The organism is Virgibacillus salexigens (assembly GCF_000723585.1).
Taxonomy (GTDB): domain Bacteria; phylum Bacillota; class Bacilli; order Bacillales; family Amphibacillaceae; genus Virgibacillus; species Virgibacillus salexigens.
Genome location: NZ_CCDP010000001.1, coordinates 1,678,486 through 1,694,478, shown reverse-complemented (window position 1 = coordinate 1,694,478; position 15,993 = coordinate 1,678,486). Strand labels below are relative to the sequence as shown.

General features: G+C 35.9%; 17 protein-coding genes. 3 read left to right on the top strand and 14 right to left on the bottom strand.

Features of this window, described 5'->3' with window-relative positions; genetic code table 11:
* The first annotated feature begins 75 nt into the window (after positions 1–75).
* The gene (locus tag BN990_RS07715) at positions 76–1,173 is read left to right on the top strand and encodes a M24 family metallopeptidase (protein ID WP_021290860.1); all 1,098 of its coding nucleotides are present in this window, start codon (positions 76–78) and stop codon (positions 1,171–1,173) included.
* A gap of 43 nt (positions 1,174–1,216) precedes the next feature.
* On the opposite strand, the gene ald is transcribed toward BN990_RS07715, so the two are convergent.
* Both ald and BN990_RS22520 read right to left on the bottom strand, forming a co-directional pair.
* The gene (ald, locus tag BN990_RS07710; RefSeq protein WP_021290859.1) at positions 1,217–2,335 is read right to left on the bottom strand and encodes an alanine dehydrogenase; all 1,119 of its coding nucleotides are present in this window, start codon (positions 2,333–2,335) and stop codon (positions 1,217–1,219) included.
* Positions 2,336–2,478: 143 nt separating this feature from the next.
* Positions 2,479–2,640 (bottom strand): hypothetical protein, encoded by a 162-nt coding sequence (locus BN990_RS22520; RefSeq protein ID WP_021290858.1) that lies wholly within the window; start codon positions 2,638–2,640, stop codon positions 2,479–2,481.
* Between the two features lie 125 nt (positions 2,641–2,765).
* Between BN990_RS22520 and BN990_RS07705 the strand changes: the two genes are divergently transcribed.
* Positions 2,766–3,200, top strand: a complete 435-nt coding sequence (locus tag BN990_RS07705) for a universal stress protein (protein ID WP_038245054.1) — start codon at positions 2,766–2,768, stop codon at positions 3,198–3,200.
* A gap of 44 nt (positions 3,201–3,244) precedes the next feature.
* Here the strand turns inward: BN990_RS07705 and BN990_RS07700 are convergent, their stop codons facing one another.
* The 6 genes from BN990_RS07700 to BN990_RS21505 all read right to left on the bottom strand — a co-directional run bounded on the left by BN990_RS07700 (position 3,245) and on the right by BN990_RS21505 (position 7,933).
* A complete protein-coding gene (locus BN990_RS07700) occupies positions 3,245–3,727 on the bottom strand; it encodes a molybdopterin-binding protein (RefSeq protein WP_021290856.1) in 483 nt (160 codons plus the stop codon).
* Positions 3,728–3,813: 86 nt separating this feature from the next.
* On the bottom strand, positions 3,814–5,004 hold the full coding sequence (locus BN990_RS07695) for an acetate kinase (RefSeq protein WP_021290855.1): 1,191 nt from the start codon (positions 5,002–5,004) through the stop codon (positions 3,814–3,816).
* Complete coding sequence (locus BN990_RS07690; RefSeq protein ID WP_021290854.1) at positions 4,997–6,001, bottom strand: class I SAM-dependent methyltransferase; 1,005 nt, start codon at positions 5,999–6,001, stop codon at positions 4,997–4,999. Before BN990_RS07690 ends, BN990_RS07695 begins: the two co-directional genes overlap by 8 nt.
* 218 nt (positions 6,002–6,219) lie before the next feature.
* Positions 6,220–6,720 carry a thiol peroxidase gene (gene tpx / locus BN990_RS07685; protein ID WP_021290853.1) on the bottom strand — a complete coding sequence of 167 codons (501 nt, stop codon included), beginning with the start codon at positions 6,718–6,720 and terminating at the stop codon, positions 6,220–6,222.
* 156 nt (positions 6,721–6,876) lie between these two features.
* On the bottom strand, positions 6,877–7,335 hold the full coding sequence (gene ytfJ, locus BN990_RS07680) for a GerW family sporulation protein (RefSeq protein ID WP_021290852.1): 459 nt from the start codon (positions 7,333–7,335) through the stop codon (positions 6,877–6,879).
* A gap of 19 nt (positions 7,336–7,354) precedes the next feature.
* The gene (locus tag BN990_RS21505; protein WP_051739044.1) at positions 7,355–7,933 is read right to left on the bottom strand and encodes a DUF2953 domain-containing protein; all 579 of its coding nucleotides are present in this window, start codon (positions 7,931–7,933) and stop codon (positions 7,355–7,357) included.
* A 188-nt stretch (positions 7,934–8,121) separates the two neighbouring features.
* Here BN990_RS21505 and BN990_RS07670 point away from each other — a divergent pair, with 188 nt between their 5' ends.
* Positions 8,122–8,922: an NAD kinase gene (locus tag BN990_RS07670; protein ID WP_021290850.1), complete on the top strand. Its 801-nt coding sequence runs from the start codon at positions 8,122–8,124 to the stop codon at positions 8,920–8,922.
* 54 nt (positions 8,923–8,976) lie between these two features.
* Here the strand turns inward: BN990_RS07670 and BN990_RS07665 are convergent, their stop codons facing one another.
* From BN990_RS07665 to refZ, 6 genes are all read right to left on the bottom strand, one after another.
* A complete protein-coding gene (locus tag BN990_RS07665) occupies positions 8,977–10,584 on the bottom strand; it encodes an amidohydrolase (protein ID WP_038243264.1) in 1,608 nt (535 codons plus the stop codon).
* 166 nt (positions 10,585–10,750) lie between these two features.
* Positions 10,751–10,951 (bottom strand): alpha/beta-type small acid-soluble spore protein, encoded by a 201-nt coding sequence (locus BN990_RS07660; protein WP_021290848.1) that lies wholly within the window; start codon positions 10,949–10,951, stop codon positions 10,751–10,753.
* Positions 10,952–11,046: 95 nt separating this feature from the next.
* Complete coding sequence (gene thiI, locus BN990_RS07655) at positions 11,047–12,246, bottom strand: tRNA uracil 4-sulfurtransferase ThiI (RefSeq protein ID WP_038243263.1); 1,200 nt, start codon at positions 12,244–12,246, stop codon at positions 11,047–11,049.
* A gap of 7 nt (positions 12,247–12,253) precedes the next feature.
* Positions 12,254–13,393 carry a cysteine desulfurase family protein gene (locus BN990_RS07650; RefSeq protein ID WP_021290846.1) on the bottom strand — a complete coding sequence of 380 codons (1,140 nt, stop codon included), beginning with the start codon at positions 13,391–13,393 and terminating at the stop codon, positions 12,254–12,256.
* Positions 13,394–13,487: 94 nt separating this feature from the next.
* Positions 13,488–15,188: a septation ring formation regulator EzrA gene (gene ezrA / locus BN990_RS07645; RefSeq protein ID WP_021290845.1), complete on the bottom strand. Its 1,701-nt coding sequence runs from the start codon at positions 15,186–15,188 to the stop codon at positions 13,488–13,490.
* A gap of 150 nt (positions 15,189–15,338) precedes the next feature.
* Positions 15,339–15,977 (bottom strand): forespore capture DNA-binding protein RefZ, encoded by a 639-nt coding sequence (gene refZ / locus BN990_RS07640; RefSeq protein WP_038243262.1) that lies wholly within the window; start codon positions 15,975–15,977, stop codon positions 15,339–15,341.
* Positions 15,978–15,993: the final 16 nt, after the last annotated feature.

Below are 15,993 nucleotides of genomic sequence, written 5' to 3'. Positions count from 1 at the left end.
CAAACTCTCCATTTTATTTCTATACCCGAAATTTGTTATAATAAAAAACATTACATGGTAAAAGAGGGTGTTAGAATGGCAGAAAGAGTTGAAGCATTATTAAAAAACATGAAAAGTAATAACATTGATAGCATGTTTGTTACATCACAAGCAAATGTATATTATATGACAAATTATTATACCGATCCACACGAAAGATTAGTAGCAGTGTATATCAGCAATAATTTCGACCCCGTATTAATTATCCCAGCGATGGAAGAGGAAGATGCAAAAGCAGCAGGCTGGCAATACGAACTAATTACGTATCAAGATCATGAAAATCCCTGGGAAAAATTCTATCAAACACTGCATCACAATAAGAAACTTCCCCAGACAATCGGGGTTGAAAATAGCCATTTAACGTTGGATCGATATCAAACATTACAAAAATTCTTTTCCAATACTACTGTTATAGACGGAGAGGAATTACTAGCCAACTTACGCGTTATCAAGAGTAAGCAAGAATATGAACGGTTGAAAACCGCTGCAGACCTTGCTGATTTCGGGATCAAAACAGGTATTCAATCAATTAGAGAAGGTGTAACTGAATTAGAAGTAATTGCTAATATCGAATATGAATTGAAAAAACAAGGCATTCAAGAAATGTCCTTCTCAACCATGACTTTATCAGGAGCAAAAACAGCTTCTCCACATGGAACTCCCTCCATGAAGAAAATTAATTCTGGAGATATAGTTCTGTTTGACCTAGGTGTCGTTTATGAAGGGTACTGTTCTGATATTTCAAGAACCGTTGCATTCAAATCCTTAACAGAGGAACAAAAAACCATATATAATACAGTACTACAAGCAGAACAAAAAGCAATTGACGCCTCAAAAATCGGGGTAGCTACAGGACAGTTAGATCAAATTGCAAGAAATCATATCGCTGATGCAGGATATGGTGACTATTTCACGCATCGAATTGGTCATGGCTTAGGAATTGAAACACATGAATACCCTTCAATGCATGGTAATAATGATCTCCCTTTAAAAGCTGGCATGTGTTATACGATTGAACCAGGAATTTATGTTCCAGGAGTGGCTGGTGTTCGAATTGAAGATATGATTTATATGACCGAGCAAGGACCAGAAGTATTAACTAAATCACCAAAAGACTTACAAATTATAGACTAAGCAAAAGCTATCGAGGTTTTCACTCGATAGCTTTTTAATAGGATTAAAGATGAAGCAATGTATGCGGGTCAGCAAATTCTAATCCGTGAGATACAGCTACTGCTTCATAAGTAACATACCCATTTAATGTATTAATTCCTTTTAATAATGCTTCATTGGCTTTGCACGCACCCTGATATCCTTTATTGGCTAATTGCATGGCATAGGGAACGGTAACATTTGTTAAACCAATGGTTGAAGTTCGTGGTACTGCCCCAGGCATATTAGCAACTGAATAATGTAAAACCTCATGCTTCGTATAGGTCGGATGATCATGCGTCGTAACATGATCACTTGTTTCAAATATGCCGCCTTGGTCAATAGCTACATCTACAATCACAGATCCAGGTGACATTGCTTTTACCATCTCTTCACTAACTAATTTTGGTGCTTTAGCGCCTGGAATGAGTACTGCACCTATAACTAAATCAGATTCAGCTAATGCTAAACGGATATTCAAAGGATTTGACATCATTGTATTAATCGATGATCCAAATATGTCGTCGAGCTGACGAAGGCGTTCCGGGTTCAAGTCAATAATTGTAACATCTGCACCTAGCCCTACCGCAATTTTTGCCGCATTTGTTCCTACTACTCCACCACCAATAACGGTTACTTTCCCACGTTTCACACCAGGAATACCACTTAAAAGAATACCTTTACCGCCTTTGGTTTTTTCAAGAAATTGCGCACCAATTTGCGAAGCCATTCTTCCAGCAACTTCACTCATAGGAGTTAATAACGGTAGAGAGTGATTTGGCAATTGTACCGTTTCATAGGCAATCCCGGTTACCTTATTATTTATTAACGCCTTCGTAAGACTTTGCTCCGCAGCTAGGTGTAAATAAGTAAACAAAATAAGCCCTTCATAGAAATAATCATATTCTTCTGGTAAGGGTTCTTTGACTTTCATAACCATTTCTTGTTGCCAGGCTTCTTTTGCTGTAGCAACAATAATTGCACCAGCATCCTGATACTGATTATCTGTAAAACCAGATCCAATACCTGCTCCTGTTTCAATATAAATTTCATGTCCAGCATTTTTTAATGTCAATACACCAGACGGGGCCATAGCTACCCTGTTTTCATTGTTTTTAATTTCTTTCGGAACACCAATTCTCATACTATTTACCTCCAATTCATATTATCAGTTAATTGCTAATTATCTAATTATGTATAATTTACAGTACCAAATATTTTATAAAAGGAAAAGAGAAGGGGGGAAATAACCCACCTCATCAACAACAAGGCGGGTTATTTCAACTACTAATTCTTACGGTTATTAAACGTATAAATCCCCTTATTGTTATGCCTTTGTTCAATTACACCGCTTTGGTAACTTTCATTCAGTTGGTTTTGGACAGCTGCTACACCTTTTTCGTCTTCAAAGATGTTCTGTGGCTGATTATCACGCTTTTCCTTTGACAAGCTGATCACCCCCATTAATAGTGTGTCCGTAACTTTGTAAGATTTACTCAAATTATTTTAGCAAAAATGGAAAATCCTGATTGTATCTGGTTATTTTCGGGTATATAACTAATAAGAAAGGAGAGATAATTGTGGAATATAAAAATATTGTTGTAGCAGTTGATGGGTCAGAGGCTTCTGAAAAGGCTTTTGTTAAATCCCTTGATATTGCAAAACGAAATCATGCTCGGCTTATTCTTGCACATGTTGTAGACTCTAGGACGTTTGCAACAGCGGAAGCATATGATCGATCCTTAGCTGACAGAGCCGATGAATATGCAAAAGAGTTACTTGATAGCTATGTGGAGAATGCCAAATCAGCTGGCGTCAATGAATTAATTCGATGTATCGAATATGGTTCTCCAAAGGTTAAAATTGCGAAGGATATAGCCAATGATTTTCATGCAGACTTGATAATCTGTGGTGCAACAGGAATGAATGCTGTGGAACGCTTTTTGATCGGAAGTGTCTCTGAGAATATTACAAGATATGCCTCTTGTGATGTATTGGTAGTACGATAACCTCTAATGGTCAAATTTCAGTTGTTTTCCTGTTAAAACAACTGCTATGCGCCTATCACATAATGACTGACAATTTTTTTAAGACTCGGGATGATTAAATAGTTCATGGTATGTCTCATTGTTTCAACGGAGCCAGGCAGCATAAAAATGGCTGTTTGATGTTTGACACCTGCTACTGGCTTCATATGAACATACGGTTCTAACAATTGCATGTCTTGAAATAAATTACCGTATCCAACAATTGGATAATCAAAAAACTCCTCAATAAAATGGGAATTCATCAATCTATCTGAACATTGATACCCGTCGTTAAGGATGATGATATCTATAACAGGGTTTATTGAACTACGCTTTAATGCGGAATGGATGGATGTTTGATCTTCTTCGATAATATCGCGAATTATATTTGTATATCCATTCTCTTTTAAGCATGATTGGATTATCCCACCATTCATATCTGTTTCTAATGTGTGCGTGTTACTAATTGTGATAATCATGAAATTTACTGGCAGCTGGTCTTCTTCCATTTTATCTATACCTCCCATCCATTTCTAAAACATTCTATATTTAAAAAAAGGTTTTGCTATGGATAAACCATACCAAAACCTTATTATTAACCAATTTGTGAAAATCGAATCGTGTCTCTTGCAATAACAACTTCTTCATTTGTTGGAATGACAATAACTTTCACAGGAGAGTGTGGGTAATTAATAAATTGTTCTTTTCCACGCACTTTATTCAATGCAGGATCCCAATAAACCCCCATAAACTCTAATCCATGTAATACTCTCTCTCTTATCGTATCACTATTCTCACCAACACCAGCAGTAAAGATAATAGCATCTACCCCAGACATTTTAGTAGCATAAGACCCTAGATATTTATGAATTCTCCCAGCGAAAACCTCTAGCGCCAATTCAGCACGTTCATTTTCATCTGCAGCTTGCTCAATATCACGTAAATCACTCGAGAATCCAGACAATGCTAACATACCACTTTCTTTATTCAGTACATGAACCACTTCTTCAGCCGTTTTTCCGGTTTTTTCCATAATATAAGGAATTAGCGCAGGATCAATATTACCTGATCGTGTCCCCATTGTAACACCTGCTAATGGTGTAAAGCCCATTGATGTATCAATTGATTTGCCGCCTTGGATTGCTGCAATACTTGCTCCATTACCTAAATGACAAGAAATCAATCGTAAGTTCTCTAAAGGCACACCCATTAAATCTGCAGCCCTTTGTGACACGTATTTATGAGAAGTCCCGTGAAAACCATATTTACGAATGCCATACTCCTTATAATACTCGTAAGGGAGACTATATAGATAAGATGATTCAGGCATCGTTTGATGAAAAGCTGTGTCAAAGACTGCAACCATTGGTACATTAGGTAAAATCTCTCTAAATGCATGGATACCTGTAAGATTGGCTGGATTATGCAATGGTGCCAACTCAGATACTTGTTCAATTGTCTTTATCACATCATCAGTGATTAAAACGGAATCACTGAAATGCTCTCCTCCATGAACCACACGGTGCCCTACAGCGTCTACTTCGTCAAGGGAAGCAATGACACCAGATTCTTTTAAACCTTCTAATAATTTCTTCACAGCTACTTCATGGTTTGGAATATCCCCAACGAATTTATCTTTCTCACCTTGAACATCCATCGTAAAAACAGCCTCATTAAGGCCAATTCGTTCCACTAGCCCTTTTGCTAAAACATGTTCTTCTGGCATTTGTATTAATTGGAATTTCAAAGATGAACTACCGGCATTAATTGCCAATACATTACTCATTGCTGCTCAACTCCTTCTTATACGTTTGGAACCAATTATTTATCTGTCCTAATATATCCCCCATTGCATTCGTATTCGTAAAAGATGGCATCTTTACCAATAACGGTTGTTTTGGAGAATGGGTATGATGACCTTTTTTCTGTAGAATGAGTATACTTTTTTGATGCTTCTCTGATTTAAAGGCAGTATCTGGCAGTCTTAAAACACCAACCATATGTGCATGCTCATGGATAAATTGTTGTAATTGATCGGATTGATCACTATCGAATAGAAACTCTGGAACAACAAATAGAAGATATCCACCAGCAATTGTATAATTCAAACTTTGTTCAATAAATAAATGATGTGCATAGGAATGGCCTTCATTTGCTTTTAACTTAAATTCATTTGCTCGTAAATCATCCGGGTAATAACCAACAGGTAAGTCTGCAACCACCAAATCAACTGGATCCAATAAGAATGGACGTAAACTATCCTGATGAAAGAATTCAATATTAATTTTTTGTAAATTTGCATTCCATACTGCCAATTGGATTAAGGTTGAATCTACCTCGCTAGCAAAGGCCTCTTTTTCTTGGACTAGTTGATTTAAAACGGCAGTAATTAGATTTCCTGTCCCACCTGCTGGATCAAAAACACGAACAGGATCCGTTTTGTCACTCAGTAATTTTCCCGCTAAATAACCAATCATTAATGAAACCGTTTCAGGTGTCATTAAATGCTGTTGCTGGGTAGAACCAGTCATTCCTTTTATAATAGCAAGTTGGTTGGCCTTTCTTTTTTCTTCTGATGAGTACGCATCAATGGTTAATTCATCTAATGCTTGTTTTAACTTCGTAGATAAACTTTCATCTATGTCAACTGGTACTTCTTGCGAAAATACGATTTCCATTGTATAACTTAAGCTTTCCAGATAAGGCTCATTAACATGATGTTGAATAAGTTCAGTTGTTTGATCCAACCACTCGTATAGTGTTTCTACATTCGTCTTCTCCATAATAGATTCCTCCATTCGGCCCCTTTAAAAGGTTGGTCAAAAAGTATTCTATTCATAAGTAATAGTTTACGTAAGAATTCTCTTTGAGCACACTTACATAAAGAGCGTTTCTATTGTACCAAATGAATAAGGTCTATGTACAAAGTAATGCAAATATATGTGAACAGGCGATGACAGTAAAAATCCCTCTCAACTTTATGAGAGAGATTCCGCTCATGTTATTCTGCTTGTCCAGCAGCTTCCAGTGCAGCATCATAATCTGGATGGTTACTTACTTCACTGACATACTCAACATAAGTAACCTTATTGTTCGAATCAACGACAAAAATAGATCGTGCCAATAGGCGAAGTTCCTCTATCAATACACCATAATTCTTGCCAAAGTTGGCATCCCGATGATCGGATAATGTATCAAGTTTATTAATATCATGCTTATTTACCCAGCGCTTTTGGGCAAAAGGTAAATCCATGCTCACCGTTAAAACTTTTACATTTCCAATTTTGTCGGCTTCTTCATTAAACCGTTTTGTTTGATCAGCACATACACCTGTATCAATGGAAGGAACAACACTTATTAACTTTACCTTGCCTTGATAATCATCTAAGGTAACTTCTTCTAAATCATTTGAAAGTACTTTGAAAGCAGGTGCTTCGTCTCCTACTTTCACTTCATTACCTACAAGCGTAACAGGATCATGTTGGAATGTAACATTTGCCATATGAATCATTCCTCCTAAAATAATTGTATTCCTCTATCATTATGAAGTGAATAAAGATGCATGTCCAATAATTTACGCCTTCGATTTAGGGAAAAATTTGTGAACAAAATGGCTAGCGCTTTCAAATATAGAACATGTAAGTAATGGATAGGAATCTTATATATCATACTGTGTAGAAATATCTTTTTGTTTCTTGTGTTCTTGTTTCTTCGGTTGTTGTTTATTTCCTGAATCCTTAATGATTTGCTGTACCTTTTCTACAACCTGTGGCGCGAAGTCCAGCATTTTTTCATAAATATGAGCATGGTGATCTAAATGAACCATTTTTATTCCTTTTTCACTTACAATTAAAAAGGCAACTGGTGTAATGGATACTCCCCCCCCACTTCCTCCACCAAATGGAAGCGTAGCCTCTGAATCGTCTTGGGATTGATTACTTGATGAGTTAAATTCGCTACCTCCAGCAGCAAAGCCAAATCCTACTTTTGAGACAGGGATGATAACACTCCCATCAGGGGATTGTACTGGATCACCGATAATCGTGTTCACTTCTACCATATCTTTTAAATTTTCCATTGCGGTCGTCATCAACCCTTGAATTGGATGTTCTTCCATATTAGTCAACTCCTTTATACTATTGCTCTTGTTTTACAGTATGTCTTTTAACAGCAATTTCCCGCATTACCTGAGTACATGCGTTTATAGCTTGTGCTATTCGAATCGAAACCATACAAGAAAATTCCGTTTTAAAATAGATTTGCTGAAAAAGAGGGATAACTTGTAAATCCGGTTTACATGAACCTTTACTTTTTTCAAGAACCCAACCTGATAATATCCCTTTCATTGTCCAAACCCCGCCCGATGCCATTCCTGTAAGAGAAGCATCACCTGCTCCACCTTTCGTATGCCAACGCAACTGATGTAATACGAGCGATCGAAATACGATGGTTAATAATCGATTACTTTCTTGAATAAGTCCAATTAGTTCATGTAGATTCGTTGGCAGGTCTTTAAAGTGAGATTTATTATCCTCTTCTTTATCTTCTAAGAGAATATCTTTTTTAAACAGTCGAATCGAAAACCAATACACATAAATAGTAATAGAACCATGTTTCTCAATATAAGATGCTTGTATACGAATGAAAAGTTTAGATAGAAGTACAAAAGAAACGAATAAAACCAAGCAGAAAATGAATATAAACCAACCCCACATCGTCTTGTCACCTCGATTTCATATCTGTTCCTATTTTTCCTCAAATTTCCTGTTTTACTCAAAAAAATTAACTTTATTAGGATAATGATTTACAAACATGATAGAATGGGGATAAGCTTCATATTTACACTTATCTATATGAAGAACATAAGTGGTTACATATTAAATAGGAGGGTGACAACAAGATTATGTCAGATCGTAAGAATATTTTTTTCTACTATTTAAATAGTGATGGTCTAAAAAACAAGTTAGACGCATTGTATCAATTAGCAGAGTCTAATGGTTTTACAATTGTAAGCGATTCCGATAATGCCAATATTATTGTAAGTATTGGTGGAGATGGTGCATTTCTACAAGCAGTACGTAAGACTGGATTTCGGCAAGATTGCCTGTATACAGGCATAACTCGGTCTGGCGAATCCGGGTTATATTGTGATTTTAATTTGGATAATTTTGATGAAATGTTAGATACCATTCTACATGAGGAGATGGAAGTTAGACGTTTTCCTGTTATTCATGCGGATGTTAATGGAGAAACCAACTTCTACTGTTTAAATGAAATTAGTGTAAGATCTACCATCATTAAATCAATTGTTATGGATGTCTTTATTGATGATATTCATTTTGAAACATTTCGTGGAGATGGGTTAATCGTCGCAACTCCTACCGGAAGTACTGGCTATAATAAATCGACCAATGGAGCCGTCATCGACCCACGTATCCCTTGTTTTCAAGTTTCTGAATTAGCTTCCATTAATAATAATCGTTATCGTACTTTAGGTTCTTCCTTCGTGCTTCACAATGATCGTAAATTACAATTATCTGTGCAGCAAGATGGAAATGATTACCCTATTATTGGCTTAGATAATGAAGCCTATTCTATTCGTAATATTAAAGATGTCACCGTTACTTTAAGTGATAAAGTCATTAAAACAGTAAAATTAAAAAACAATTCTTATTGGGATAGAGTGAAGCGTACATTTTTATAGAGCTGCGAGGGCGGAGAACGCAATCCTTAAAAAAACAGAAAAACCCATCTTCCTTTATGTTGAAGATGGGTTTTTAACGTACACAATTTCTCCATCTATTACTGTCATTTCAACCCCAATACGATGAATATCATGCGGATTAACATGAAATATATCTTGGTCAATAATCGTAAAATCAGCTGCGTATCCTTCTGCAATAAGCCCCCTTGTATCCTCTTGGTTAATGGCATAAGCGCTTCCTGTCGTATATAGCTGAACAGCTTCAAATATAGATAATGCCTCTTTTGTTAAGTACCTTTTACCATCATATGATGATTTCCTTAGTACTGCCGCTTCTATTCCATAGAGTGGATTAACCTCTTCTATTGGTGCATCTGACCCGCCAGCACAGTGTATGCCATTTGCTAACATGGTTTTCCATGCATAAGAAAGATCTAATCTTTTTTCTCCAAGACGATCAATGACCCAAGGGAAATCAGAAGCAACAAAAGAGGGTTGTATATCAATAATCGCTGGAAGCTCCTTTAATAGTTGTAAAGATTGTGGATTTAAAATTTGCCCATGGATAATCCGATCTCTCCATTTATTTGGCAGCGGATATTTCTTTAATGTCGATGCTACTTCCAAAATGGCTTGATCTCCAATTGCATGAACCGCTACTGGTAAACGATACTTCCTAGCATCTTGAACAATTCTTTCTAATTCTGCCGTACTATGAATATTAAAGCCACAATTACCTTTGTCATCAGAGTAATCATTCGTTAACCAAGCAGTCCTTCCACCTAAAGCGCCATCTGAAAAGATCTTAATTGCACCTAATTCTACATATTGCTCACTACTTAACTCGCCTAAACCTGCCTGAATCGCATCCTGCATAACTTCATGATGTACTAATAAATGTGCTTTGAATTTATTCTCTTCATTTATTGCATTTGTAAATGCCCGATACGTTTTCTCAAAGCCTCCAAAATAATTAAGATCTTCACTGTGCCCCCCTACTAAACCTTTTGCAGTTAGATCACTAATCGCAATCGAAATAACCTGTTCCAAATATGCTTGTGAAACGGATGGCATTGCTTGCTTAATCAATTCCTGTGCTGTATCTAAGAAATATCCGGTTGTTTCCCCTGAATTATCACGTATAATAACTCCCCCCTGTGGATCTTCCGTGTTGTTAGGATAATCAATTTTTGCCAGCTCCATTGCTTTACTATTTGCTAACACAGCATGCCTACAAACTCGAGACAACATTACTGGATTATCTGGAATAATTTCATCTAACGCCGACTTATGAATAATCAATGGTTCTTCCCAGTGATTCTCATTCCATCCTTCCCCAACTAACCATTCACCTTTAGAAAGATGAACAGAACGATTAGATAATGCCTCTAATACTTCATCTGCTGATTGCATAGCTGAAAGATCCAAGCGCAATAATTTCTCTCCGTGCCAAACAATATGTAAATGACTATCAATAAACCCCGGAAGCATAGTTTTCCCCTGTAAATGAATAGCTTCTTCTATCTCATTATAATACGTGTGATATAAATACTCGTAAGTACCAATCGCTATAATTTTATTTCTTTGGGTAAATACTGCATCTACCACAATGTCCTCTTGCTCCATGGTATAGATCGGACCACCGAACCATAATTTTCCCATCGTACTCTCCCTTTCTATGGATGCTTCATCTCCAACATAACCTAACTGTACTTTTTTATTTTCACAGAATCAAGTATTGATGCAAACTAACTTCTTATTATATAGATAGTAAAAGAGCTACCCGTGTAACGGATAGCTCTAAAGCCATTTCACTATTTTATTATAATTATTTGGTACCACCAAATTGTTGTTCAGCCATTTGAACAAGACGTTTAGTGATTTCACCACCAACAGAACCGTTGGAACGAGAAGTTGAATCTGGTCCAAGTTGAACACCAAATTCTTGAGCAATCTCGTATTTCATTTGATCTAGTGCTTGTTGAACACCAGGTACTACTAATTGGTTTGAAGAATTGTTAGTTGCCATGTTAACTCACCTCCTTGGTACTTATAGAATGTGTACAAAGGGTGGAAAACATTCATTTTTTTAATTGGTAGTTCCTGACAATCTTTTTAAAGAAATTAAAATAAATCTTCATACGCACATTGATTTGTTTTAGCAGTGATTTTTATGGTTTCAATCCCATTCACGGCTTCTTCAAGGGAGTCGGTAAAATCCGTTCTTGCTTCAAACAGATTTGCCTTTTCACGTTTCGGTTTTGTTTTCGGAGATTTTGGTACAAAAATAGTACAACAATCTTCATATGGAAGGATAGAAGTCTCATACGTACCTATCTCACGTGAAATTTTAATAATTTCTGTTTTATCCATTGCAATTAACGGACGAATAATTGGATAATTGGTGACTTCATTGATGGTATTCATACTCTCCATCGTTTGACTAGCAACCTGTCCAAGATTTTCACCAGTTGTCATGGAAAGGATTTCTTGACTATGACAAACTCTTTCACTAATACGCATCATCATTCTCCGCATAATCGTCATGGCATACTCATTAGGCATCTCTCGGAATATTTCCTGTTGTAATTTTGTAAATGGTACAATATGGACATTAATGGACTTACCGTATTTCGTTAATTGCTGTGCTAAATCAAGAACTTTTTGTTTTGCACGTTCACTTGTAAATGGTGGAGAATGAAAATGTATGGCTTCAATGTGTACACCTCGCTTCATTGCAAGATACCCGGCAACTGGACTATCAATTCCGCCTGAAAGCAATAATAGAGACTTTCCAGATGTACCTACCGGAAGTCCTCCCAGTCCTTGAACAACACTAGAAGTAATATAAGCCGCTTCCAGTCTTATTTCAACTTTAATTTCTAAGTCGGGTTCATGTACATCAACCGAAATTCCTTCCGTATTCGTTAGCAAATGTTTTCCCAAGACTTGATTCATTTCTTGTGAAGGGATGGGAAAATCTTTATTAATCCGTTTTACAGATACTTTAAATGTTTTTACATTCTTCCCTTTTTTCAACGCGTATAACGAAGCTTCTTTTATCTTTTCCGGATCATTTTTCACTTTTATTGCTAAACTCAAGCTTTGTATACCAAATATGTTTTTACATTTATTGATTATTGGTTCCGGATCATGGCCATTTAATAAAATAAACATTCTTCCTTGTGTACGTTTCACCTTAATATTGGAGAAATCCCTTAGTTTATCTTGAATATTCTCTTGCAAACGAATAATAAACTGCTTAATGTTTTTTCCTTTTAAGGCCATCTCACCATAGCGAATTAATATATGATCATATTGCATTTTTTATCTACTCCATAACTTCTTTAAATTGGCGAATTTTTTCACGTAATACGTTAATAAACCTCTTTAATTCTTCTTTATTATTTTCATAACTCATACTCACTCGTAAAGCAGAAGTGGTTCGATCTTCTGACAAGCCACATGCAGCAAGGATTTTACTTTCATCTGTTTTCTTTGAGGAACAAGCTGACTTCGTTGAAATAAAAATATCTTCATCACTCAACATATGAATGATTACCTCCGGTTTTATACCAGGAATGGAGAAGTTAATAATATGCGGTGCAGCTTCTTTTGGAGAATTCAGCTTTACTTCCTTTATACTTTCTAACTCTCTAACCAAATATTGCTGTAACTCATACAAATGAAGTTGATCCTTCTTTTCTTTTTCCTTCATTAATCGAATGGCTTTCACTATTGATACTGCACCAGCTAAATTCTCTGTCCCGGATCGAATCGCTTGTTCTTGTTCTCCCCCATGAAATAACGGAAAAAGTGTTGTACGTTGCTTCACATATAAAATCCCTGTTCCCTTTAGTCCATGTATTTTATGTCCGGAAATCGTGCAAAGATCAATACCGCTGTCTGCAAGATCTAGAGGGATTTTACCAAAGCCTTGGACGTGATCTACATGGAAAAATAATTTCGGATATTGGTTAGCAATCTTACCTATCTCATGGATAGGCTGAATAGATCCCATTTCATTATTAACATGCATGATACTGATTAAAATCGTATCTTCTCTAATCGCATTTTTAAGGTCCACGATATCAATGACACCGGATTGATTTACTGGTAAATAAGTTATCTCAAACCCCAGTTTCTTAAGGCTCTCGCAGGCATTATACACCGACGGATGTTCAATGTCGGTCGTTATAATATGCTTCCCTCTATTTTGGTGTTCCAATGCAATCCCTTTTATTGCAATATTATTTCCTTCCGTACCACCAGAGGTAAACACAATTTCATTCGGTTCCACTTGTAAAAGATCGGCTGCTTGACGTTTAGCCTGAATAAGTAATTTCTCAGCTTCACCACCCATCGGATGAATCGATGATGGGTTTGCAAAAAAAGCAGTGGACACTTGTTCAAAACTTTTTAAAACAGAAGGGGCAGGTTTGGTTGTTGCACTATTATCTAAATATATCATAACTAGTTAACTCCTATCTTAGCAAAACACATGTGTTCCTTTACGCTTAGAAAAAAGGATATTAAATAATATCCTTTTTTCTACGTATTTTTATTCAATTAAGCGTTACTTCACCTTCTTGGTAAGCCTCAATTCGCTTTAATGCACCAGGTTCAATTTCTTCCACAGCTTTTGCTGCATGTTCTAGCGATAGCTCATATTCATAATTTCTAAATAGCCGCTCCGATTCAGCTAATTTTGCTGCTAACATTGGATATTGACTACGATACCTATTCGCATATTGGATGACTTGTTCCGTTAAATAAGCTTGTTCTAACATGAGATCGGTTTGTTCCATTGCATATTCTACTGCATTTTTAGCGTCATTTAATGCTTGCTGCACTTCAGTCATATCTAAGGGCTGACTCTCCAACGTTTTTAATACCCGCTGGTTTTTATGGCTAGCCGTTTCGATTAGGTTCCAAATAAAATTAGGAATACCTGGAACATTGCTCTTTTTAAGTTTACGCTGGATATGATATAACTGATTGCGCATTTCTGTCAATTTTTCTTTTGCTTCCAGTTCATCTTTGCGTAAGTTATTAATTCGTTTTTTAAACGCTTCATGTTTTTCTTTTAGTAGTTCAATTTGCTGAAAGCCTTCTTCAATTTCATCTCTAAGCTTTGTATGAGGTGTATTATCATGTTCCATATCCGATAAGAGCTCTTCAAGCTGCCCATTTAACTTAGTAATTGATTTTTCCAATGACAGGTATTTTTCCATATCTTCATCTTCAAAGTAATACGCTTTTTTCAATTGTTCTACATCATGTTTCGTATCAATAAACGTGTTATTCATCTCTTCTAATGTAGTTTGATAGGATGGAACTTTTGTATCAACATAATTTTTAGCAATTGCCTCTTTTTCAAGCAGTTGATACATTTCTTTTATTCGTGCATCTACCTCCTCAATAACCAGTTCAGCATCGGTAAAGTCTCCTGTTTCTAAATCGCTCACGATATGTAGTAGCCTATCTTGATAACCTTTTATTTCTTTTTCAAAAGCTAAGTGATCAACTCGATAACCTTCTTCTTTCATTTCTTTTAATCCGCCATGAAGTTCATCTAGTTGGGAAGGTAACTCTTGCTTACTCTTTTGATAGAGCCTTGGAAATTCATCGAGCTGCACTTCTACCGCGTCTAGTGAAGCTCTTAATTGATCTACTAACTTTTTTGCTTCTAAATAATTTCCATCCGCTATTAATGCATAATATTGGGATAGTTGTTCTGCCAATTCATCGAGCTTACCTTCAAAAAACATGTCTGCTTTCCCAAATTGATATCTATTTTGGGATAATTGCTTACGTAATGATTTAATCGTTGGTTCTACATGCTCAACTTCTTTTCGACTTGATTCTTCAGAATGAAGTAACTCTTCAACTTCTTTTAAAATGTCCTCAATTTCCACTTCTATTGATTGTAGGATACGTTCTACATCAGCTAATACTTTTTTAGCTTTTGTAAAGCGATAGCGATCAGCAGATTCTTCTGCATCAAAGAGAAGTTCCTCAATATCCGTTAACTCTTTTGTGACTATATGCTCCCATCGTTCTTTCCATGCTTCAAACTTATCCTGTGTCTCACCAGATAAGTTCAGTATCTTGATACGGGAGAGCTCAGAATTGATGTTTCGACCCATAATATCCATTTTCCAGGCTTCATAACGATCGACAACATCATATACTCTTTTACGTAAAATAAGTCCAATAATGATTAGTGTAATGACTACAAGTATACCGCCTATGATGTATGCCATATAATGCCTCCCAACTAAATTCCTATAAGAGGATGGACGTTTACAATTTACAATAATAACCGTCGCAAATAGTAATCTAATTATAATAATACCATGTTTACCGCCATTTTTGCTAAAAAAATACAAATAAATTGCGGATTCGCATATTTTTTATTTACAGAAAACTTCATTTACTATTTCTCTTTGTTGTTCCACAAGAAAATCCAACCATTGATGGATTGTTTTTGTGTAGTTTTGAACAAATAATTGATGGGAAGATTCACCAATAATATGATCCTTCCATTCATTATGCATCATATACGGTGTTACAAGCATCCCTTTTAATTGCATCAATAAATAATTCCGATCATTAATTGAAGTTGCTCGCTTGTTTACAACCTCAAAAAAAGCTTTACTTATAAAATGATTTTCTTTGGCTAAATACGTAACAGCCATTTCCCGAACAAATACGGAGTCTAACGAAAGTTCTCTATGTATAAAACACGAGAATTGATGATTGTCTTGCTTGTACTGTATAATGATGAAAATTAATTCCTTTATTTGATCTAGTGCATTTAAATCTTTATGTTCTTCAAGGGCCGTTTCCAGGGTATTTAGGTAATTTTCGTAATAGTTCGTAACAGCGAATTCTAAAAGACCTTGTTTACCTCTAAAATAGTAGCTAATAAGCGAAACATTAACATTTGCTTTATCTGCTATATCACGTACAGAAGTGCCGTGAAACCCTTTTTGAAAGAATAATGACGATGCAGCTTCGATTACTTTCTGTTTTGAGAGATTATTTTTCATAAGATTCACTCCTTAC